Below are 21437 nucleotides of genomic sequence, written 5' to 3'. Positions count from 1 at the left end.
AGGGGACCGTCCGCGGACAAGCGTGGACGGGATGAGGTCTATTGTACGCGGCGCGCCCGGGCTGTGCCGCATTCTTCTGCCAACGTGGAATACTGGTGAGGTGGTATCGACATTCACAACATGGGAGGAAGCCGCCGCCGCGTTGCGCGCTGCTTATGCGGATGCGCGGGCGGATGACACTCCGGCTTTACGTTTTGTCACTCACGGGGTTCCGGTGACGGCCTGGCCCGGGCAGTCGACCCGGCACGATAGTCGCGCCGTCGTCCACCTCGCTGCACCCATCCTCACCGGCGCGGAGCTGCGTAAGTACGACGGCGCCGCCGCATCCGCGGCGTCTGACGCCGCTGCCGCTCAACCTGGCGCCACACCCGCCGCTCAACCCGGGACGCCATCCGATGCATCACTTTCCCGCAATGCGGCAGCGGTGCTCGAGCATTTTGGTATTGACCCGACCGGCCCGGATCTTATCGCGGTGCTGCGCGCGGCGGACACGCTGCCCATTGGCGGGATTCGCCTGCTGGGTGGGCGCACGCATATTCATTACGCGGTGGCGCTGCCGGCTCCGACCGCGCAGCTGACTGCCTGCGCGGCCTTGGTGGCGGCGCAGGCCCGGGCGCTGAGCGGCGCGGATACGCTGCCGGAATCCGCGCCGGATTCCGCGCGGGAAGGGGAGGCTGATGTCTAAGAAGTCTGGGCGCGACGAACGCGATGCCCGTGATGTGACCACGGCTGCGGGCCTGTACGAGGTGCTTGTTGCTGATTATCACGCGCAGGCGCTGCCGGATGGGGTGCATTACCGTTTTGAGGTGGTGTGGCGTTCGGAGTCGGATAAGCAGGAGATGATCGCGAGTTACGCGAATGTTCCCGGGCTGGGGGATGTGCTCTACGTGGCGGCGTCGCTGGTGGAGTCGCCAACGGAGGTCCGCACCCGCGATATTTTGGAGCGGATCGGTGAGTTTTTGGATGGCGATGCGGTGATGTCCGGTGGTCACTTGCAGTTGCGGATCTGTTTGCCGATGGCGGGTCTCACGGTTGAGACGTTGCGGGCGCGTTTACGTAATCTTGCCGGGGCCGCAACTTCTATTCGCCGGGATTTTGCCGACGACGACGAAACTGGCACCTTGACCTTTGGCTACTGAGGCACATTCGGGGCGGCCGGCGCGGAGCTGAGTAGCACGGGCCGCGCCAGCGTGCCCGCGTTTGCGCAGCATACCCATATTGAGCGGCATGCCGCAGTGTAGTGACGCGGCTATTTAGCGCCGCGGGCGGGCCCGCTTGGTGGGGCTGGCGGTAGCGCCATCTTCGGGCCAGGGGTGGCGCGGGTAGCGCCCGCGCATTTCCGCCCGCACTTGGGCGTAGGGGCCGGCCCAGAAGCTTGCGAGGTCATCGGTGATGGCAACGGGCCGGGCGGCCGGTGAGAGTAGTTCAAGGGTGACGGGGATACGCCCGCCGGCCAGACGCGGAGTGCGGGCCCAGCCGAAGGCTTCTTGGACACGCAGGCGCACGGTGGGCCGGCCCCCCGCATAGTGAACGGTGCGCTGTTCCCCGGTGGGGATAGTCATGCTGGCGGGGGCGAGCTCATCAAGGTGAGTAGCTTCGGGCCAGGGCAGCAGGCGTTCAATATTGCCGGCCCCCAGGTTTCCCCAGGTGCCACCCCGGGCGAGGGCGGCGAGTTCGGGGCCGGCCAGTTCCTCGATGCGTTGGCGCAGCGCGGATTCTTCCATATCTGGCCAAGGCTCCCCCAGGACGGTATGGAGAAAGGCGAGGCGTTCGCGCAGGGCTTGGGCTCCGGCGGTGAATTCGAGCGGGAGGGTGCCGGAACTGGCTGCGGCGTTCACCCACGCGGTGGCAGCGGCGCGCGGGACCTGTTCGAGGGCCCGACCCGTGAGTTCAATGGCTCCTAGGCGCGTGGTTTCCCGGACGCGGAGGCGGCCTTTCCGGTAGCTCATAGATGTGCCGGTAGTGATGAGGCCGCGACCGGCTTGGCGAGCGAGTTCTTCATCTGCGGGTACGGCGGCGCGGATGAGCGCATCCGCCCGGCCCTGGCTGGCGCTCACTTCTGCTACCGCAAGCCAGGGTGTTCCCAGTAGCGGAGAGCCGTGCGGGAGTACCGCTCCGCTGCCATTAGCCAGGAGGTAACGCCCCGAGGTGCTATCCACCGCGCGGGCCAACAAATCCGGATATGCCCAGGCGGTGACGAGGGCGAGGGCATCATCACTGCGAGCGGATCGGCTAGGTTTCCCGGAGCCAGATGGGCCGGTTTTCCCGGAACCGGCGCCCGCGCTACCTGCACCCGCGTTACTGACGCCCTCCCTACCGGCTCCCGCGGTAGCGGCTTCCGCGCTACCGGCTCCCGCCGCATCGCCCAGTGCGCGGCGGGCAAGTTTCTCAAGGCGTTGGGCTTGCCGGGCCCAGGCGGGCGAAACGGTGGTGGGCCAACGGGCCAGATCTGCCCCGGGGAGCCGGGGCGATTCCGCGAGCGCGGCAACAATCTGGGCGGCTGTTCCCGCCCCGAGACGCGGGGTATTTTCCAGCAGGCTGCGGCCCAGCCGGGCGCTGACCGGGAGCGGGGCGAGGGTGCGGGCCAGCTCCGTGACCTGCCAGGAGCTTTCCGCACCGGGATCTCTACCGGTCGCACCATCTGCGCTGCCGTGTTCTGATACCACGCAGCCGAGCGCGGTGAGGGCGCGCATACCGGCTGCCACGCCCGGCTGCGGGGGCGGATCGAGGAGGGCGAGCCCGCGCCCTTCCGGAGCACCCCACACGGCGGCTTGCAGGAGAAAATCGGTGAGATCGGCCGTGTAAATTTCCGGGGTGGAGCGTTCTGCGAGGCGAGCCCAGGTAGCTTCGCTCATGACCCGATACACGGTTCCCGGCCCTAAACGCCCGGCGCGCCCACCGCGTTGGATACCGGCAGCTTGGGATTCCAGCACCGTGACGAGCCCGCTGATCCCGCTGGCGTAATCGGTGCGCGGTTCCCGGGACAGCCCGCTATCCACCACGATCCGCACCCCGGGGACCGTAAGAGAAGATTCTGCGATAGCGGTGGTCACAATAATGCTGCGGGTTCCCGCAACTTCCCGGAGCGCGGCATCCTGCTGGGCGCCCGTAAGCGACCCGTGCAGGGGTGCCACCCGGGCGGGTAGGTGGCCGAGCAGACCCACCACGTGCTCCACTTCCCGCACCCCGGGGAGGAAGACCAATATGTCACCGAGTTCCACTTCCCGGAAGGCCCGTTCCACCACTCGTGCTACGTGCGCCAAGAATTCCCGGCGCACCCCGAGCGCACCGTCCCGCGAAATTGTGCCCAGAGCTTCTTCCCCGCGCCCGGGCGGCGCGTAGCGCAGAGTAAGGGGATGGAGCACGCCCGGAATATCCACAATGCGAGGGAGTTCTTCGGGAGCCGCGGCACCTGCTTCCAGCAGCCCAGCGGTGCGTTGGGATTCCACGGTGGCGGACATGGCCACCAGCAGAAGATCCGGGCGGAAAGCCGCGCGGGCTTCCAGGGCGAGGGCCAGGGCCAGATCAGCATCGAGATGACGTTCGTGTACTTCGTCAAAAATCAATGCGCCAATTCCGTGCAATTCCGGATCGCTTTGCAGGCGGCGCACCGCAATACCGGGGGTGATCATTTCAATGCGGGTTTCCCGGCTCACCTGGGAATCCCCGCGTACGCTGTACCCGGCGGTAGCGCCTACCGGCTCCCCGAAAAGTTCGGCCAGGCGGCGTGCCGCTGCCCGCGCCGCCACCCGGCGCGGCTGAATCACGAGGACCCGCCCGGCACCTTCCGCGAGCGCGCGGGCCACCAGCGGCGGAATGAGCGTGGTTTTCCCGGTTCCCGGCGGTGCACTCACCACCGCGAGCGGCAGCGCTGCGCGCACCTCATCGAGGTGGGCTGCTACCGGAAGTGCGGGCGGGGCAGCGAGCAGGCGAGCGCAGGGATCCGAGGTCATGCCCCCATTCTCCCACGGGCCTCCGACACACTTGTCACCCCGAACCACGGCACGCGCGAAACGCCGTATGCGCGAAACGCCGTATGCGCGAACGGCGCACCGCACGCCTCAGCCCGCGCGCGAAGTTTCCGTCAGATACGCCAGCACCGCCCGCACCCGGCGGTTTTCTTCCCCGGGCTGCATCCCCAGCTTGAGAAAAATATTCGCCACGTGTTTGGAGACGGTCGCCCCGGTGAGGTAGAGCTCGGCGGCAATCGCGGAATTGGCGTAGCCCCGGGCCATGAGCTCCAGGATTTCACGTTCGCGGGAGGTGAGCTCCGTGAGGAGTGACGGCGTCGTCGCCATTAATTGGGCCGCAACATCCGGATCCACAACAACGCCACCCACCCCCACAATCTCCAGGGACCGCACGAAATCCGCCACCCGCGCCACGCGATCTTTGAGCAAATACCCCAGGCCTCCCGGCGCATCGTCCCCGCTTGCATCCGCGGTCGTAGTCACGGGGGAACCGGAGGCACCGGCACCGGCTGCCGGGTGGAAGAGTTCGCGCGCGTAGGCCGGGGCGACGTATTGGGAAAGCACCATAATGCCCAGGGACGGGAATTCGCGGCGCAGCTCCACGGCGGCACGCAGGCCGTCGTCGCTCATGGTGGGTGGCATGCGTACATCGGTGATGACCAGGTCGGGGGCCTCCCCGCGGGAGGTGGCCGCGCGCACCGTCTCGTTCAGTTCCGGTGCGGTGGCCGCGGTCGCCACAATAGTGTGCCCGCGCCGCTCCAGCAGCCCGCATAACCCTTCGCGAAACAGCGCGGAATCATCCGCAACTACCAGACGCATCTGTCCCCTCCGTTCTCGGATTTTCACTGAGCGCCGCCACCCCGGCCCCGCTCCCCCACTCCCCGCGGTGGAGCAGCAGCGGGATACGCGCGCGAATTTCCGTGGGTCCGCCCACCGGGCTGGAAATACGCAGACTACCGCCGAAAGTCGCGAGCCGCTCGCCGATCCCGCGCAGCCCGCTTCCCGGAATCACGCCGCCCGGGCCGGTATCGGTGATGCTGAGGTGGAGGTCATCGTCGGCGATGAGCAGCACGGTCACGGTCGCGGCGGGCGCGTGTTTAGCAACGTTCGTCAGTGCTTCAGCCACCGTGAAATAAGCGGCGGCGATCACGCCTTCGGGGATCTCGGGTAGCGGGCTCGGAACCCGCAGGGTGGCGGGCACCGGCGCGGAGACCACCAGATCGCGCACCGCCGCCTCCAGCCCTAGGTCAGAGAGCACTTTCGGATGAATACCGGCCACCGTGCGGCGTAGCGAGGTGAGGGCAAGTTCCGCGCGGTCCTGCGCGGACGCCATGCGTTCGCGCGCAGCTTGAAGATCCGCCGAGCTCACCGCGCCGCTCGCGTCACCTTCCAGCAGAAACGCCGCCTCACCCACATCCATTGAGGTCGCGACCAGGTACTGCTGGGCGCCGTCGTGCAGGTCGCGTTCGATGCGGCGCCGTTCAATTTCAAAAGCCGCGGCAATGGAGCGTTGCGCGTGCACAACGTCGCGGTGATCGGATGGTTCCGCCATCCAGGTCGACGACGCCGGAGCCACGTCCGCGAGCGCCCGCCCGTTCCCGCGCCACAGTATCCACCCGGCCCCGCCCAGGGCCAGCAGGCCGACCAGCCCGATGATGATCGGGATCGGGCTGAATCCGCCGAGCAGCGAGAGTCCCGCCACCGCCACGAATATCAGGGCGAAGGTGCCGAGGGCGCCCGCGAGCACCCCGCGCACCGTGGCGTGGCGTAGTTGCTGCGCCACCGCTCGGGTGTTATCCACGTGCATGGCGATGTCCACGCCCGTGGCGTGCTCACCGTGCTCGGTGCTCTGCGTTGTCATACCGCCATGGTAGCCGGCGCGGGCTCGCCCCCACGCGCGAATCCGGCAATGGTAGACCTAGCTCTACCATAAGTGTGGAGTACGAGCCCTGCCGTCACCGGCCAATCGGAAGTTGACTAGAGCCATGGATACAACACAGAATGTCGCCCCGGATTTGGTGGCGAATAATCTCACGAAGAATTTTGGGAACGTGGCGGCACTGCGCCGGGTATCATTGCGGATTCCCGGCGGGCAGTCGGTGGCGATTATGGGCCCGTCCGGTTCGGGTAAGTCCACGCTGCTGCACTGCCTGGCGGGGATTATTGCGCCCACCGCCGGCACGGTGCTGCTGGGCAACGAGCCGATTTCGGATATGTCCGATGGTCAGCGTTCGAAAATGCGCCTGGAGAATTTCGGTTTTGTTTTCCAGGATGGTCAGCTGGTTCCTGAACTGCCGGCCCGGGAAAATGTAGCGGTGCCGCTGCTGCTCCAAGGCAAGCCGCGGCGGGAGGCGCTGGCGGCGGCGGATATGTGGCTGGCGCGGCTCGGGGTGGAACCCGAACGCCACCGCCGCCCGGGGGAAATGTCCGGCGGGCAGCTCCAACGCGTAGCTATTGCGCGGGCCTTAGCGGGCCAACCTGCGGTGGTGTTTGCCGATGAACCGACCGGCGCCCTCGATCAGGCCACCGGCCACGAAGTTACCCAGATCCTCACCACCGCCGCGAAAATGAGCGGGGCCACCCTCATTATTGTGACCCATGACCCGAATGTGGCCGCCTGGTGCGAACGCCTCGTGGAAATTCGCGACGGCGTTATCCACGCCGATTCGGCTAACTCCACCACCGCGAACGGAGGCGAGCTGCAATGAGAGTCCTTTCTTTCGCACCCCGCCTCACCCTGGCCCGGTTGCGCGCCCGCACCGGTAATGCCTGGCTGGATATCCTCGCGGTCCTCAGCTTCACGCTGGCAGCCACCATGGCACTGACCATCGCCGGCGGCATTTTCATGTTCTATAACTGGAATTTCCACCCGAGCCCGGCCATGGCCGCCCACCTCGACGCCCTGAGCGAAACCCTGGGCGCCGGCCTCACGGAAATGTATCTCGGCCTGGCGCTTTTTGCCGGGGCGCTCCTGGTTATCCCCATTTCTTCCCTGGCTTCCGGGGCCGCCCGGCTGGGCGCGCAGGATCGCTCCCAGCGCCTGGCCTCCCTGCGCCTCGTTGGTACTACCCGCACCCAAACAATTGCGATCTCCCTGTGCGAAACGGTGGTGCAGTGGCTACTGGGCACCGCCTTGGGCACGGTGCTCTACCTGGTGACCCTGCCGGGTTGGCGCGCGCTAAGTTTCCTCGGGCTGCCTATTAATCCGGCCCAGATGCTGCTGCCGGTTCCCTTTATTGCCGCGGTTATTGCGCTACTTTTCGTGGTCACGCTGGTATCGGCACTGGGCGGGCTGATGCGGGTGTCGATTTCACCCCTGGGGGTGGCGCGCCGCGAAACTCCGCGTGCGCTGCGGGCTTGGCGCCTCGCGGTGTTCGCCGTCGCCGGAATAATGTACGTGCTGGTGGCTAATGCGCGCGGTGGTTCCACCCCCATCGTGCAAATCATGATGATGGCGGGCGTGCTGCTGGTCTTCCTTTTCGCGCTTTCGGTGGCGGCTTCCTTCATTATTCAGGCGCTGGCCTATCCGCTCGTGCGCTCGCGCCACGCGTCGCTCCTCATGGCGGCGCGGCGGATTCTCAACGACCCGCGCGCGGTGTGGCGCAGTGTTTCCACTCTCGCACTGCTGTGTTTCATTGGTGGCTACACCTCCACACTTCCGGAACGGACCGGTTCAGATTCGGTGGCGATTCGCTTGGTGTCCGCAGATATTGGCACGGGCGTCATGGTGACTCTCGGTTTCGGTTTTGCGGTGGTGGCGCTGTCCAGTCTCACGAATCACGCTTCCCTCGTTTTTGAATCGGCGCAGCAGACGCAGTCCTTGCGTTTTCTCGGTTTCCCCACGGCGGTCTTCACGCGGATTCGGATCCTGCAAACCTTTATTCCCTTGGTAGTAACGACGGCGCTGACCACCGCGCTCGGGGTGGGTATGTCTCTTATGACGAATTACTCGTGGGGTGCCCGGATGGATAGCGCTGCTTTCACGAAACTCGGGATTATTACGGTCCTTGGTTTGGCCATGTGCCTGGCGAGCATTCTGGTGGTTACGCCGCTGGAAACTCGGGTGGTGCTGGCGCGCGGACGCGCGAATGATTAGGGAAGTGGAGGATGAATGATGCGGGGCTGGTGGGTGCATGATGAGGTGCCGGCACCCGAATGATTGAGAACCAATTCAGGAATTAAGCGTCGACGCCCCGGGTATAAAGACCCGCTGGCAGCCCGGGCACGGTGGCAGAATGGGTGATGTTCAGGTCACAATTCTCAGTGCGGAGGGCTCACTTCGCGGGAAGGATATTCCGATGTCAGAAATTCGTGCGGCTCAGCAGGAAACGCCGGCGGATGCGCCCCGCCCGCGCTGCCTCGTAGCTTTCTTCTCGCGTGCCGGCCTGAATTTCTGGGACGGAGAGGTGCGCAATCTCGAAATTGGGAATACCAAGGTACTGGCCGAAAAAATCGCGGCGCGTTTGGGTGCGGATACTTTTGAGATTGTCCCGGTTCATCCTTATCCTGCAGATCCGAATGAGGCACATGCCCAGTGCACCCGTGAACTTGCGGACGGCATTTTCCCGGAGCTTACGGCCCCGGCTCCGGCTGCACGTGGGTACGACGTGGTGCTTGTCGGTTTCCCTGTCTGGTGCGAACAGGTTCCCCCGGTAGTGCAGACCTACCTGAAGTCCGCTGGACTCACGGACCAGCTGGTACTTCCCTTCACCACCTGGTCTGGCTCACCAAAGGTGGAAATCGAATCGACCTTCACGAACCTAGCTCCAGAGGCAACCACCGGAGTGCCTTTCTCCGTGCGCGGAGAAAACGTGCGCGAGGAAACCACGGATAGCGCGCTGGAGGAATGGCTGGCCTCCGCGAATTTGATTTAGATCATTCCTAGCTCACGGAGAACGATGAGCGCCTGGTCCGGGTGGGTCCGCACAACCGCCCGGACCTGTATTTTCTCCCATTCTGCTTGTTTACTTTCCAGGATGTGTTTCGTTTGAGGGTCGCATGAAACACCTAGCTCTGAAATAAGGAAAAGTAATACTTCTTCCAAACTGGGGCGGAAGCGTTTTCCACCGACCGGAAAATGGAGTTCCGATAGCGTGGGCGTCTGAGAAGAATCAATAACTCTTTTTCGGGCACGCCGCGAGGTAGTTCCTCCCTCAAGCATGACGTGCGTCCATGCGTCGCGATGCGCATGAATTTGCAGATGGGCCAGCGGAATATCTTTCGAGCGCGGGTTACGGTTGTAATCCCAGCGCACAAGCGGCTCACTGGTGGTTTTATTGAGGTGCAGCGCGAAGCTGGACCGCTCAACGGTCAGGAATTTCTCGGGAGACTTCACGAAGAGTTCATACGTAATTCCGAGATAGAGCATTCGCTTGACGCACATGGGATCGCGAAGCTTGAGGTAACCGCGGAGGACACGGCTATCCTTGCGGGACGCACGCGCCTCGGCGATGTGAATAGCAAAGGATTCGTCGAAGAGTTTTCCTGTAGCTGTTATATTCTGCTCGAAATCCTCAACTTCCTCATCAAGCGAGTCCGTCACGGTCTTCATCCTCGAGATCATCGAGGAACAGCTCCTCGAACCATTGGAGGGTTTCAAACTCATCACGGAACTCAGCTTCGCGCCGATTGAGCGTATATTCAGCCATCCGTTCTTCAAACTCTTCGCGCGAGATCCTCAGCTCGGAGAGAATGGCATCCATGCGGGCGCGCACCTGTTCGAGACTTGTGTACGTGGGGCCATAGATGATCGACATAGCCACAGCCTAGCCGAAGATCACAGCCCTGCCCAGACCAATTTTTCGGCAATTTCACGCGGGAATCACGCACCCGCGATGAGCTGCTTCTATTCCGGTTTCTGAGCTTTTTTCACCCGCTGAACATACCCCAAGGCATAGCAGGCCGCGAGGATAATCACCGCGAAACGCGTCCACGAGGAGTTGTTGATCGCCACCACGGCAAGGCATACGCCCATATAGAGCACGGCGTGCAGAAGCTCGCCCCAGTTTTCCTCATACCGCCGGGAGAAACTCCACAGCGCAAGACCGCCAAGCATCGCAACTTCGGAGATGATTTCGAAATCAAAACGTCCGATGCGGTAAAAGTCGGCTGCGAAAAACGAGAAGAGCATGCCCCACATCAGTTCCGGGACAATTCTCGCCAACGCCGGTACTGGATCCCACATAACTACCGCGAAACGCCCTACAGCAAATCCGCGCGCAGCTGCGCCGCGCTGGCCGGGTGGAGCAAAGCCGGCGGAACATCGAAGAGGGTAACCGCCCCGCGTTCCCCGCGGGCATGCATACGCGCCACCGCGCGGGCGCAGGCCACCAGCACCGAACCGGTGAATTCCGGATTGGAATCCAACGCGAGGTTGAAGTGCAGCGCGTGCGAGGTACCCGGCGAGGTAGTCCCATGGCGGATCACATCGCCACCGTGAGCCATGCCGGTGTGTTCGGCGGCAAACTCTTCGTCGGAGATAACGTGGACCTCAGTTTCGTACTCGGCGAAGTAGTTCGGCATCGTCACGATGGCCTGGCGCACCCCCTCCGGATCCGCACCGTTTTCCAACACCACGTAAACGATCCGGCGATGCTTATCACCCGCGCTGAGCTGGCCTTCCGTTTCTCCAGCCAAGGCCGCAGCCCGCACGTCCTCCTTGGGAACGGTGTACTGCACCGCGTTTTTCACACCCGGTACCCGCCGCACCGCATCCGAATGCCCCTGGGACAGGCCCGGTCCCCAGAAAGTTTCTGAGTGCCCAGCCGGCAAAACTGCCTCGGCCAGCAACCGCTGAAGCGAGAAGAGGCCCGGGTCCCAGCCTGCGGAAATGAGAGCGAGGGTGCCGGCCGTGCGGGCGGCGGCGTCGACCTGTTCGAAGTGCGCAGGAATCCGCGCGTGCGTATCAAAAGAATCCACCACGTTAAAACCGGAGGCAACCAGCGGCGTTTGCGTATCGAGGTCCGATTTCGAGCCACCGCAATTGATAACGACGTCGATTTTGCTGGCCCAGCGGGCGCGCAGCTGCGGATCGGTGAGTTCGGCGGCGGGGAATGCCGGGCCGGAGGCGGTCATGACGCCTTCGCGGCGGGTGAAGACCCCCACCAGCTCCAGGTCGGGGGCGAGGCTGAGGGCCTGTTCCACCCCGCGGCCCAGGTTGCCGTAGCCGTTGATCGCGATGCGCGCGTGTGTCATGCGTGTGGTTCTTTCTCGAGTTCGTCATCTGTATGCCCGGCGGACATAGCAAGAATAGTGTGGCGGGCAATCCGGCACACATCCTCAAGCGACGCGCCGGTTTCCACCTGGCGAAATGCGTCGAAAATGAGGGCGCGGCTGAACGAGGCCCAAATATCGGGATGCGCGATGCCGGTATCTTTCCAGCACATTTTGAGGGCATCGGTGAAGAAACCGTGGGCTTTATCCACACCCATTTTGGTATGCGCCGTGGCTTTATCCGAAACTTTCCCGCGGGCTGAGCGCATGAGCCCCATGAGCCATTTATGTGATTCGCGCTGGCCGGACTGGCGGATGCAGGCCACCATCAGCTGCGCGAGGCGTTCACGCGGTTCGGCGTTCATATCGACCTGGCCCATCACCTGGGCGCGCCACTTGGGCACATTGCGTTCGAGCACCAGGAGCCGCAGGTCATCAACCGACCCGACATAGCGGTAAATGGAGTTGCGTGCGATACCCGCAGCCGCGGCCACCGCCCCGGCGGATAGTGTTTTGCCCGGCTCATCTTTGAGAATCTTTTCCGCGGCGTCCACGAGCCGAGCTGTCATAAGCTCCCGATGTTCGCGGACGGTTGGCGCAGAAATCTTTGGCATATCTCCTCCCAACGTCGCCCCCTATTGTTGCGGACTCAACCGATGAGCGCAACGGTTTAAACACACCCGGGTTTGCCCGTTCGCCGCGTTCGCGCACCCGCAGCCAGCCCAAACGCACCCCACGCCCGCACACACGCCCTCACACACCCACCCGCTCGATGCGAAATCCGGCCCGAGGCGCTACACTTTGTCGGTACTGCTGAGGTGACCGAGAGAGGCGAACCGGCGTGGCTGATAAAAACGCGCGTAACTCCATCCCTACTACAGAAACCCCTTCCCCTTCCCCCCATATCCCCTCATTGCAGAGCATCGGATTTGATCGGGAAAAATACATTAAGCTCCAGTCCCAGAAAATTAGGGAACGCCGCGAAAAGATCGGCGGGAAACTCTATTTGGAGATGGGCGGGAAGCTTTTCGATGATTTCCACGCCTCGCGCGTGCTACCCGGATTCACCCCGGATAATAAGATCGCCATGCTGGCCGAATTGAAGGATGAGCTGGAAATCGTCGTTGCCGCAAACGCGCGCGATCTCAAGGCAAAACACCGCGCTGACCTGGGCATTTCTTATGAGGATGAGGTGCTGCGCCTCGTGGACGTATTCCGCGAAGCCGGTTTCATGGTCAATTCCGTGGTGCTCACCCAGTACGAGGAAGATAACCACGAAGCGCGCGACTTCCGCCGCCGTCTTATTAAATTGGGGCTCAATGTGGCGCGCCATCGCCGCATCCCGGGTTACCCGTCCAATACCGCGCTCATTGTTTCCGAGGACGGTTTCGGGAAGAACGAATACGTGGAAACGCAGCGTGATCTCATTGTGGTGACGGCACCAGGGCCGGGTTCAGGCAAGCTCGCCACCTGCCTCTCGCAGCTCTACCACGACCATCAGCATTCCATCACCTCGAATTACGCGAAGTTTGAGACCTTCCCCGTGTGGAATATTCCGCTGGATCATCCCGTCAACCTCGCTTATGAAGCGGCGACGGCCGATCTGGACGACGTCAATATGATCGACCCCTTCCACCTGGTCGCCTACGGCGTGCAAACGATTAATTACAACCGCGACGTCGAGGTGTTCCCGCTGCTCAGCCTGCTGCTGCGCGAACTTTCCGGGGAAACACCGTACAAATCCCCCACGGACATGGGCGTCAATATGGTCGGATATTGTATTTCCGACGACGACGTTTGCCGCGAAGCCGCCCGCCAGGAAGTCATTCGCCGGTATTACCGCGCGCTTGTCGATGAGAAGCGCAGCGAATCCGAACCCGTATGCTCAGAACGCATCGCTCTTATTATGGCCAAGCTCGGGGTGACCGGCACCGACCGGCCGGTGGTACCCCCGGCGCTGCGCAAAGCCGAGGCCACGGGTGGGCCGGCCGCCGCACTCCAGCTCCCGGATGGCACCATCGTGACCGGGAAAACCTCGGAACTGCTGGGCTGTTCCGCCGCGGTGCTGCTTAACGCGCTCAAGGTGCTGGCCGGTATTGACGATTCGGTGAAGCTGCTGGCTCCTGAAGCTATCGCTCCGATCCAGACCCTTAAGACGGAGCACCTGGGCTCGCGTAATCCGCGCCTGCACACCGATGAGGTGCTTATTGCACTCTCGGTTTCCGCCGCCTCCGATCCCACCGCGGCAGCGGCGCTGAGCAAGCTCAAGGATCTGCAGAATTGCGATGTTCATACCACCACGATTCTCGGCTCCGTAGACGATGGTATTTTCCGTTCCCTCGGCGTGAATGTCACGAGCGAACCGCACTACCAGCGCAAAACGCTGTACCGGAAGTAGCTAAGCAGGAGAGTTGGTCTACGTGGTGCGGCGGCGCTAGCTGCGGTAATGAACCGTGAAGCTGGCGCCGTCACCCATATCTACCAGGTCACCATCCTCCAGGCGGACCGCGTGACCCGGCTCGATGCGGCGCAGCGGGCCTTCTCCGTGCCTGAGGTAGGTGCCGTTATTGGAATGGCAGTCCCGCAGATATGCGCCGCCTGCTTCCACCGCAACCTCGCAGTGGGTGCGTGAAATTTCCTGACGCGGGGAGGGAACCGGGAGGAGCTGGGTGGCAGCCGGATCCCCGCCCGCGCCCGCGGCATCGAGAAGCGGGCGGCGCCCCATAATAATATTTTTGAGAGCCGGGCTCACCCCGCCCAGCATAACGTTTTCCCCGAAGGAGAAGCGCAATTCAACCGCCGGGAGCGGGGCGGGTACGCCGGAGGAAGGATAGGGCTCGGTGCTCTGCACCGGGTAGGCTTCGGTGGCTGCGGCATAGCTAGGAACAGGGGCGCTCTCCGCCACCTGTGCCACCTGTACCACCGGAGGGAGCGGGGGTGCAGGCGGTGCCGGAGGCTCCGGAACCACCGGGCGATCAGCGGGCAGAGCTGCCAGGCGCTCAACCGGGGCCGCCGGCCGGCCGCTCAAAACCGGGCTGAGGCTGATGCGAGCGCCTCCGGCGCGGGCCATGCCGCGTTCCAAGGGGAGGGCCGGGCCCGGTGCGGGAGCTGCGCCGTCGTTCCCGGGTGCCCCAGCGCCCCCGACTGCGCCGTCGTTCCCATCACGAGCAGCATTTTCCGCACCCGCAGCGCCAACGTTCCCCACGGTGACCGTGGTGTCCTGGGTAGTGGCGGCTTCCTGCCAGGTCAGAGCGTTACTGCCATCCGCGACCGCGCGGCCGGTGGCATCGCGAACAATGAGGCCGTGGGCGGCAACCCGCAGCAGCGGGCCGTCGGCATAGAATAACGCAAAATCCGCGCCCAGCGCGGACCACAGATGGGTGAGAAGAGTGGGGAAATCATGGCCGGCACGCACTGTTTCCCATATCGCGGTCGGATCCGCGGGTAGCGCGGGCGTGAACACCGCCAGGCCGGACACGCAGGCCAGCAGCCCATCACCGGGATAAGAATAGGACGGCATGGCTCCTCCTCGACCTGGTTCCATGAGTCACATCTCTGCTTGCAAGGATACCGCGCCCGGCAAGCGGCCTGCGCCACTTTCTGCCAGAATAGAGGTATGTCGCTCATGAATTGGGCCCTCGAGGTCGCCACCGCTCACCCTGAACTTGACGGCGCGCTGGTTAATTCCGACGGGCCCTGGCTGGATGTTCTGCTCCCGGACGGACGCACGTTCCGCTTCCGCCCCTTTGAGATGATCGACCCGGATGCTCCCGAAGAACGCCGGCGCGAACTTCTCAACCGCCTCATTACTATCGGCGTATCCGGGGCCACCACCCCGCAGGTTACCGAGGGCGCGGCCGGGTCCACCCAGCCGGGAGCGGCGGCGTCGCCCCGAAACGGCGCGAACGCGGGAGGCACGGCTACCGGAACCGGCGCGCCAACGGGAAGCAACGCGTCCGAAATGCCCGGTACGCCTCCGGGCCGCGGCCAGAAAAACCTGTCCTGGCGGGATATCTTCGCGCAATTCTTCGGAACCATGGATCCGAGCGATCCCGGCTTCCCGCACCACGATCCCGCACTCGCTGAGCTCTCGGAGGAACAGGATGACACCGAGGGGCCGATTATGCCGATTGTGCGCGCCGCGGACTATTTCACGCGCGTCAACCGGCGCGAGGATGATTCCTTTATCTACCTGCCGCTCACGGATTTCGTTGGCGTGGGCCTGGCGCGCGACACCCCGGATAACATCATTCCGCTGTATTTCTCGGACCTGGATCTGATTCCGGGAACGGATGATCTGGGTCCGATCTTCGGGCACGCGGTGGAATCACTGCGCGGCCTGAACGCGCAATCGGGCTACGCGGCCCTGGAGCTGGCCGTCATGCTCTACGCGGGTGCGCGGGTGCTGGCTTTTACCGAGCCAAATAACTACCAGAGTTCCTGGTTCGCGGATGTGGATCTGGTCCAGCAGGTGGCGTACTCCATCAGCAAGCAATATGACGGCGCGCTGCCGCTTTTCGTGCCGGCTTCGCGTTCGCGCCTGTTCGTGGTGCTGGCGGATGATCCGGAACTTCCCGCGCTCTTCAACCGTTTGCTCCAGGATTACGATATCGACGACGCTATCTACCCGCTCCCCCACACCGTGGCCGCGGACGGCTGGATGGAATGGATTCCTATGCCGGATCACCCGGCCTACGCACCGCTGGCGAATCTGCGCACCACCTTCCGCGGGCGCATGTACGATCACCAGCAGGAATTCCTCTCGCGCTGGCCGGAAGAGATGGGCCACGTGGCCCTCTACGAGGTGCATGACCTGGACGAAGGCGCGGTGAGCCTGACGCAGTGGCGCCGCTCGGATCGCTACGGATCCATCCCTGCGGTTGCAGATTTCATTAATTACCTTGACGACGCGGATCCCGAAGCCGCCAATATCACCATTCGCCTGGATGTGGCCCGCGATGTGTGGCCCGAGGGCTTCAAGCCTCTCGAGAACGTGTGGCCGCCGCGCTACGAAGTGTCCGGATTCCCCGATCCGGAGACCTTCCGGAAGCTGAGTGAGGCGGCGCACCGCGCGTTTTAGGCGCTCCAGCTACGCGCGCCCCCACTGACCGCGGTAGAAACGCCCGAGCGTTTCTTCTTTGCAGGCCGCGTAATCCCCGGATTCGATGGCCGCGCGGATGGTGTCCACGAGGTGCACGGTGAAGTACTCATTGTGGATGGTGGCAAGCGTGGCCGCCAGCGCTTCTTTCGCCTTGAAAAGGTGATTGAGGTAGGCGCGCGAATAGTTCTGGCAGGTGTAGCACTCGCACTCGGGCACCAGCGGCCCGAAATCGGTGCGGAACTGGGCGCGGGTCACGTTGAAACGCCCGTCGGGTGAATAGATCGCGGCATTGCGCGCCACCCGGGAAGGGTTGACGCAATCGAAGGTATCCGCGCCGGCTTCGATAGCGGCGAAGAAATCATCCGGTTCGGAAATCCCGAGAAGGTGGCGGGCTTTCGTTTCGGGTAATTCCTCGCTCACCCAGGCGCAGATGGTTCCGAGTTTCTCCTTTTCCAGGGCCCCGCCGATCCCGAAGCCGTCGAATTCCTGCCCGTCCACGCACATGGAACCGAGGTCCCGGGCGGCTTTGCGGCGCAGGTCTTCGTATTGTGCGCCCTGGATCACGCCGAAAAGCTGCTGGTAGGGCTTGTCCGCGCGTTCAATGGTGAGGCGGCGGTGTTCGGCCAGGCAGCGCTCGGCCCAGCGGCGGGTGCGTTCCAGGCTTTTTTCCTGGTAGGCCCGGGAATTGAGAAGGGTGGTGAGCTCGTCGAACGCGAACATAATATCGGCGCCGAGCTGGTGTTGGATCCCCATGGACACCTCCGGGGTGAACCGGTGGCGCGAGCCGTTGAGGTGGGAACGGAACCATACGCCGTCGTCGTCCACATTCGCGAGGCGCTCTTTATCGCGCGCCAGTTCGGTATCCGCGCGCCCGGCGTTTTTCCCGGCGTACTCGTTGGTGAGCACTTTCTTGAAGCCGGAGCCGAGCGAGAGCACCTGGAACCCGCCCGAATCCGTGTAGGTCGGCCCGTTCCAGTTCATGAAAGCGGCCAGCCCGCCGGCGGCGTCCAGGATCTCCGGGCCGGGCTGCAGGTAGAGGTGGTAGGCGTTCGCGAGCACCGCCTGCGCGCCGATACCGCGCACCTGCTCGGGCGTGAGCGTTTTGACAGTGGCTTTCGTGCCGACAGGAATAAACGCCGGGGTGGCGATATCGCCATGCGGGGTGTGAATCACGCCGGTGCGTCCCAACGGCCGCCCGGTGAGGTCACCCACGCGCGCGTCCAGGCGCGTCCCGATCGTAAATCCTGTTGTCACGCTCTCACCTTTCTGTTGCGGTGCGGTTGTTGTGTGTGGCCTTTTCGGTACGACGACGCCGCCACCGGCCCGCTGCCTATCGTAAGCCTTCGTGGCGTTTGACCACACCAACCACGGCGTAGGTCAGGGGGAGGAACACCACTTCGATACCGACTTTATAAAGCCAGCCCACCAGGGAGAGGTTGACGATGGACCAGAATTCGACATTGCCGGCCGCGATATCAGCACCCCAGGCCACGAAGCAGAAAATAATGGTGTCCAGCAATTCGCCCACAATGGTGGAGGAAATGAGACGCACCCACAGGGCGCGTTCCCCGAAGCGGCGTTTGATCCAGACCAGCACGTAGGAGTTGGAGAGCTGGCCGAAGAGGAATCCGAAAACGGAGGCCGCTACGAAGCGCGGCACCACGCCGAGCACCGCTTCGAAAGCTTCCTGGTTGGCGTAATCCGGGGCGGGCGGGGCGATCTGCACCAGCCAGAAACAGCAGGAGGCCAGGATCTGCACCCCGAAAGCGAGGATGATCGTGCGGGAGGCGACTTTGAAACCGTAGACCTCGGAAAGAAGGTCACCGATGATGTAGGTGAGCGGGAAGAGCATCGCGCCGCCGTCGAAATACAGATCAAGACCGCCAATATTCAGGGTGATGAGCTTCGTGGCTCCGATATTGGAAATGAGGAGGAAGGAGACAAAGAATACCGCCACGTACACGAAGAGGTGGGAGCGGGCGACGTCCGCGAAGCGAGCGGTAGTGCCCGAGGTAGTGGTGGTGCCGGCGGTATTAGCGGTAACGGTATTCGGAGTGACCAAACCGTCCGCGAGCGCGGGGGCAGGAGTGGCGGGGTGTGATTCGGGGTGCGTGCTGGCGCCGTGCGGCGCGGTGGACTGCGAGCTCATCGTGACCTTTCCATGCATATCAAGAAATTATGGTTATGGTGTCCGGCTCTGCCACCGCACGGACGGTCACGATTATAGCGGGATATTGTCGGGCACGAAGCGCCTTAATTCCTGAATCTAATTACCGTCCGAGTGCTAGCATTTTCTTAGATAATTTCCGTATAGGTATTCCTTATACCGACTGCGTTGTCTGGAAGAAATATGCGTTCGAAGAAGAAACCCCTGATCCTAACGGTGCTCCTCGCGGTGCTCGCCCTCGTGCTCCCACAGGCCTACGCGGCATCGGATCCCGCGGCTCCGCCCGCCCCCACCGCGCTCGTCTTGCACGCCACTATTTATACGCGGCAGGACATAACATCCCTCAAACTTGAGGAAGGAACCGGGTGGAGCGCCGGGGAATGGGAAATTGCTCCCGAAGACGTCAAGTCCACCACGCACCTAGCCAATGGCCTGAGCCGTTACGAAGTGGAATTCGCGGTGGAACCGGATGGCTACACCGCGGGCCAAACCCTGCCCTACACCTTGCGTGCTCCCGGTGGGTGGCTCGGCCGCACGATCAGTGACACCGTGCGGGTCCCGATCACGCAAACAGAATCGGGGGATCTGCGCGTTGATGTGGTGCTCCGGGAAAATATTGAACGGCGCTATTCCGTGAGCCTCGTGGACGCGAACGGCACTCCCGTCACCGGAACGATTGACCGCTTCGCCCTGCCCACCTTGGATGGGCCCCACTCGATCAGCCAGATCGTTAAGCGCGATGCGCAGGGCTTCTATTTCACACAAAACGCTGTATACGACGACGCTGGCCAATTCACCACGCCCCCGCTGCGCCCGGATCCGAATAAGCCGATGGATCCGCTCACGGTTCGCGATGGCGGCACCGAAAAAACCTATGAAGTGACCGCGGTGGAATCCAGTGATACCGGAGAATTCACGGTGCGTGTGCGGGAAGTGAAGCTGAGCACCGCCACCTTCCACGTGGTTATTGAGCGCCCCTTTGACGTGCTCGGGAAAAACGCCCGCTGGGCATTTGAGGTGAATGGCCGGGCCAATCCTAATGCCGCCCCGCAGCTCGCAATTCCCGCGGGCCGCGGTGATTTCACCACGGATATCACGGTGCCGAACCTTCCGGAAGGTGCGCGGCTATCACTTCCCGAGCTCCCGGAGTCTTATCCCTACTACGCGATAGCAAAGCAGAGTTACGACCCGGCCACCTCCACCCTGCGGGTCACCCTGAGCAAGCGAGTGTACTTCACGGTTTCGGATATCGAGGGCGTTACTTTCGGTGATTTCGGGATACGCCACGCGAAGTCCGACTTTGAACTCGGGCTGTATAACGCAGCCGGTGAGCTAGTTGATACGTCAGTTGAAGAGCCGGGCATGGCTCCGCGTTACCTCTTCACCAAGGTGCTGCCCGGGGACTACCAGGTGCGTATTATCAGCGCCCCGGAACGTTTTAAGAGCGGTTTCGACCTGGAGCGTGCGCAGCATTTCCGGCTCACGGAAACAGGCCGCTTGCAGGTGCTCGGCTTGACGAGCAGCAGCCCGGATGCGGAAACTTGGATTAATCCTGACGGCGGTAACGATGCCCGCTTCGATAACACCCCGGAGGCCACGGCGCTCCTCGGATTCAAAACTCCCTTGCGCATGTTTATTCCCAAGGCGCCGTCGTTCACCAAAACAATTGTGCAAAAGCAGCCGCAAGCTGAGGTGAAGCGCAGCCACGCGAGTCTCGGGGACGCCGTCGAATTTAAGATCGCGGGGAAGATCCCCGGCGATCATCGGCTCATTATGAAATACGGTAAGTACGTCGATTTCGGTATCAAAAATAACGTGACCCTGGTCGATGAGCTGGACGAGCGCTTCGCTTACGTGGAAGGCAGCGCGCAGGTCCGCGAAGACGGTGAGGCAACCGTGAATTACGCGGTGCGTTACGATCCGGAAACTCGCCGGGTGATTCTGGAAGATCGCGATGCCGCGCACGTGACGAATTTTGATTTCACCACGCGGACCTCGTACCGGCCCGAGAAAAATGTGGAGGTCACCTTCCGTGCGCAGGTGCGTGAATTTGGTACGACGCCGCTGCGCAATATCATCCCAGGCGATGAAGTAGAGATCGTGCCTTTCCTGGATGTGCTGGTGAAGAAGCAGTGGACCGGCGGTGGGGATCTCATTGCCGGGGTGGATCCGGATACGTATCTCGATAATTTCGAGGTGGAAAGCTGGCAGGGCGAGACGAAGATCGCCACGGTTCCGGCGCGCACCTATCTCAAAGCCAAGAGTGTGGTGCGCGGCGAGGGCAAGAATTTCCAGTTTGAGCTGGAGAAATTGCCGATGTATACGCCTGAGGAACTAGCCAAAGCTCCGGCCGAGCGCACCGCGCTGACCTATCGGGTGACGGAGAAACTCCCCGAGGGCCTGGCCGGGCATTTCCGGGTGGAGCGCAAGGAGAGCGCCGGGGCGCAGCCGCATGCGCGAGTCGTTGAATTCACGAACGTGTATGTACCGCCTACACCGCCCGAGCCTCCAGTACCTCCCGTGCCACCGGTACCTCCTGTGAGCCCGGAACCCACGCCGACACCTACGGCAACTCCGACGCCTACTCCTACTCCCACGCCCAGCGGGACGCCTACGCCCGAACCGACACCTACTCCCAGCGGGACGCCCACGCCGGAACCGACGCCAAGCGAAACTTCGACCCCGGTGCCCACTCCAACGCCGACCGCACCGCCGAGTACGCCGCCCGCAACGCCAACGCCAACGCCAAGCACTACCGCCACACCAACTCCTACGCCAACGCCCAGCAAGCCCGCTGGTGAGAAACGGCTGGTATCCACAGGAGCATCCGGCGCATCCGGTGCCGCTGGCGGGTGTGCTGCCCTCGCATTGCTGAGCATGGGCCTGGTACTTGTTATCCGGCGCTCCCGGCGCGATCATTAGCGCAACCAGCTGCTCATATAACCGCAGCTGACATAAGCGTCCCGCCAACTGCCCCGTTTTCTCG

The 21437-nt window shown here is 63.1% G+C and carries 19 protein-coding genes; 8 read left to right on the top strand and 11 right to left on the bottom strand.

Annotated elements, in window-relative coordinates; translation table 11 throughout:
* The first annotated feature begins 31 nt into the window (after positions 1 to 31).
* Entirely contained in the window at positions 32 to 685 is a 654-nt protein-coding gene (locus ACTFPK_RS04855; RefSeq protein WP_284891652.1) for a hypothetical protein, read from the top strand.
* Entirely contained in the window at positions 678 to 1139 is a 462-nt protein-coding gene (locus ACTFPK_RS04850) for a hypothetical protein (RefSeq protein WP_284891651.1), read from the top strand. The genes ACTFPK_RS04855 and ACTFPK_RS04850 overlap by 8 nt, the downstream gene beginning before the upstream one ends.
* Before the next feature lie 114 nt (positions 1140 to 1253).
* On the opposite strand, the gene ACTFPK_RS04845 is transcribed toward ACTFPK_RS04850, so the two are convergent.
* The 3 genes from ACTFPK_RS04845 to ACTFPK_RS04835 all read right to left on the bottom strand — a co-directional run bounded on the left by ACTFPK_RS04845 (position 1254) and on the right by ACTFPK_RS04835 (position 5832).
* Complete coding sequence (locus ACTFPK_RS04845) at positions 1254 to 3953, bottom strand: ATP-dependent RNA helicase (protein ID WP_439911234.1); 2700 nt, start codon at positions 3951 to 3953, stop codon at positions 1254 to 1256.
* Positions 3954 to 4061: 108 nt separating this feature from the next.
* On the bottom strand, positions 4062 to 4790 hold the full coding sequence (locus ACTFPK_RS04840; RefSeq protein WP_439911233.1) for a LuxR C-terminal-related transcriptional regulator: 729 nt from the start codon (positions 4788 to 4790) through the stop codon (positions 4062 to 4064).
* Positions 4768 to 5832 (bottom strand): sensor histidine kinase, encoded by a 1065-nt coding sequence (locus ACTFPK_RS04835; protein ID WP_439911231.1) that lies wholly within the window; start codon positions 5830 to 5832, stop codon positions 4768 to 4770. The genes ACTFPK_RS04840 and ACTFPK_RS04835 overlap by 23 nt, the downstream gene beginning before the upstream one ends.
* A gap of 124 nt (positions 5833 to 5956) precedes the next feature.
* On the opposite strand from ACTFPK_RS04835, the gene ACTFPK_RS04830 reads away from it, so the two are divergent.
* From ACTFPK_RS04830 to ACTFPK_RS04820, 3 genes are all read left to right on the top strand, one after another.
* On the top strand, positions 5957 to 6679 hold the full coding sequence (locus ACTFPK_RS04830; RefSeq protein WP_016441992.1) for an ABC transporter ATP-binding protein: 723 nt from the start codon (positions 5957 to 5959) through the stop codon (positions 6677 to 6679).
* Positions 6676 to 8067, top strand: a complete 1392-nt coding sequence (locus ACTFPK_RS04825) for a hypothetical protein (RefSeq protein WP_439911230.1) — start codon at positions 6676 to 6678, stop codon at positions 8065 to 8067. The genes ACTFPK_RS04830 and ACTFPK_RS04825 overlap by 4 nt, the downstream gene beginning before the upstream one ends.
* Before the next feature lie 202 nt (positions 8068 to 8269).
* Positions 8270 to 8845, top strand: a complete 576-nt coding sequence (locus ACTFPK_RS04820) for a flavodoxin (RefSeq protein WP_439911229.1) — start codon at positions 8270 to 8272, stop codon at positions 8843 to 8845.
* On the opposite strand, the gene ACTFPK_RS04815 is transcribed toward ACTFPK_RS04820, so the two are convergent.
* From ACTFPK_RS04815 to ACTFPK_RS04795, 5 genes are all read right to left on the bottom strand, one after another.
* Positions 8842 to 9513, bottom strand: coding sequence for a hypothetical protein (locus ACTFPK_RS04815; RefSeq protein ID WP_439911227.1), 672 nt, complete (start codon positions 9511 to 9513; stop codon positions 8842 to 8844). The genes ACTFPK_RS04820 and ACTFPK_RS04815 overlap by 4 nt on opposite strands.
* On the bottom strand, positions 9497 to 9727 hold the full coding sequence (locus ACTFPK_RS04810; protein WP_439911226.1) for a hypothetical protein: 231 nt from the start codon (positions 9725 to 9727) through the stop codon (positions 9497 to 9499). Before ACTFPK_RS04810 ends, ACTFPK_RS04815 begins: the two co-directional genes overlap by 17 nt.
* A gap of 89 nt (positions 9728 to 9816) precedes the next feature.
* Positions 9817 to 10134, bottom strand: a complete 318-nt coding sequence (locus ACTFPK_RS04805) for a hypothetical protein (RefSeq protein WP_439911225.1) — start codon at positions 10132 to 10134, stop codon at positions 9817 to 9819.
* Between the two features lie 38 nt (positions 10135 to 10172).
* Positions 10173 to 11165, bottom strand: coding sequence for a diaminopimelate dehydrogenase (locus ACTFPK_RS04800; RefSeq protein ID WP_439911224.1), 993 nt, complete (start codon positions 11163 to 11165; stop codon positions 10173 to 10175).
* A complete protein-coding gene (locus tag ACTFPK_RS04795) occupies positions 11162 to 11797 on the bottom strand; it encodes a TetR/AcrR family transcriptional regulator (protein ID WP_439911223.1) in 636 nt (211 codons plus the stop codon). The genes ACTFPK_RS04800 and ACTFPK_RS04795 overlap by 4 nt, the downstream gene beginning before the upstream one ends.
* 299 nt (positions 11798 to 12096) lie before the next feature.
* Between ACTFPK_RS04795 and ACTFPK_RS04790 the strand changes: the two genes are divergently transcribed.
* Positions 12097 to 13581 carry a DUF1846 domain-containing protein gene (locus tag ACTFPK_RS04790; protein WP_439911282.1) on the top strand — a complete coding sequence of 495 codons (1485 nt, stop codon included), beginning with the start codon at positions 12097 to 12099 and terminating at the stop codon, positions 13579 to 13581.
* Between the two features lie 36 nt (positions 13582 to 13617).
* Here the strand turns inward: ACTFPK_RS04790 and ACTFPK_RS04785 are convergent, their stop codons facing one another.
* Entirely contained in the window at positions 13618 to 14703 is a 1086-nt protein-coding gene (locus ACTFPK_RS04785) for an FHA domain-containing protein (protein ID WP_439911222.1), read from the bottom strand.
* Positions 14704 to 14799: 96 nt separating this feature from the next.
* On the opposite strand from ACTFPK_RS04785, the gene ACTFPK_RS04780 reads away from it, so the two are divergent.
* On the top strand, positions 14800 to 16263 hold the full coding sequence (locus tag ACTFPK_RS04780) for a hypothetical protein (RefSeq protein ID WP_439911220.1): 1464 nt from the start codon (positions 14800 to 14802) through the stop codon (positions 16261 to 16263).
* Between the two features lie 9 nt (positions 16264 to 16272).
* Here ACTFPK_RS04780 and tgt read toward each other — a convergent pair whose 3' ends face one another.
* Positions 16273 to 17538 (bottom strand): tRNA guanosine(34) transglycosylase Tgt, encoded by a 1266-nt coding sequence (tgt, locus tag ACTFPK_RS04775; RefSeq protein ID WP_439911219.1) that lies wholly within the window; start codon positions 17536 to 17538, stop codon positions 16273 to 16275.
* Positions 17539 to 17614: 76 nt separating this feature from the next.
* Complete coding sequence (locus ACTFPK_RS04770; RefSeq protein WP_439911218.1) at positions 17615 to 18451, bottom strand: queuosine precursor transporter; 837 nt, start codon at positions 18449 to 18451, stop codon at positions 17615 to 17617.
* 183 nt (positions 18452 to 18634) lie between these two features.
* Between ACTFPK_RS04770 and ACTFPK_RS04765 the strand changes: the two genes are divergently transcribed.
* Positions 18635 to 21373, top strand: coding sequence for a hypothetical protein (locus tag ACTFPK_RS04765; protein WP_439911217.1), 2739 nt, complete (start codon positions 18635 to 18637; stop codon positions 21371 to 21373).
* The last annotated feature ends 64 nt before the right edge of the window (positions 21374 to 21437 follow it).

The sequence above is a fragment of the Actinotignum sp. UMB0459 genome, assembly GCF_051905915.1.
GTDB classification, from domain to species: domain Bacteria; phylum Actinomycetota; class Actinomycetes; order Actinomycetales; family Actinomycetaceae; genus Actinotignum; species Actinotignum sanguinis.
The sequence above is the reverse complement of the archived record's forward strand: the minus strand, read 5'-3'. Positions and strand labels throughout refer to the sequence as shown.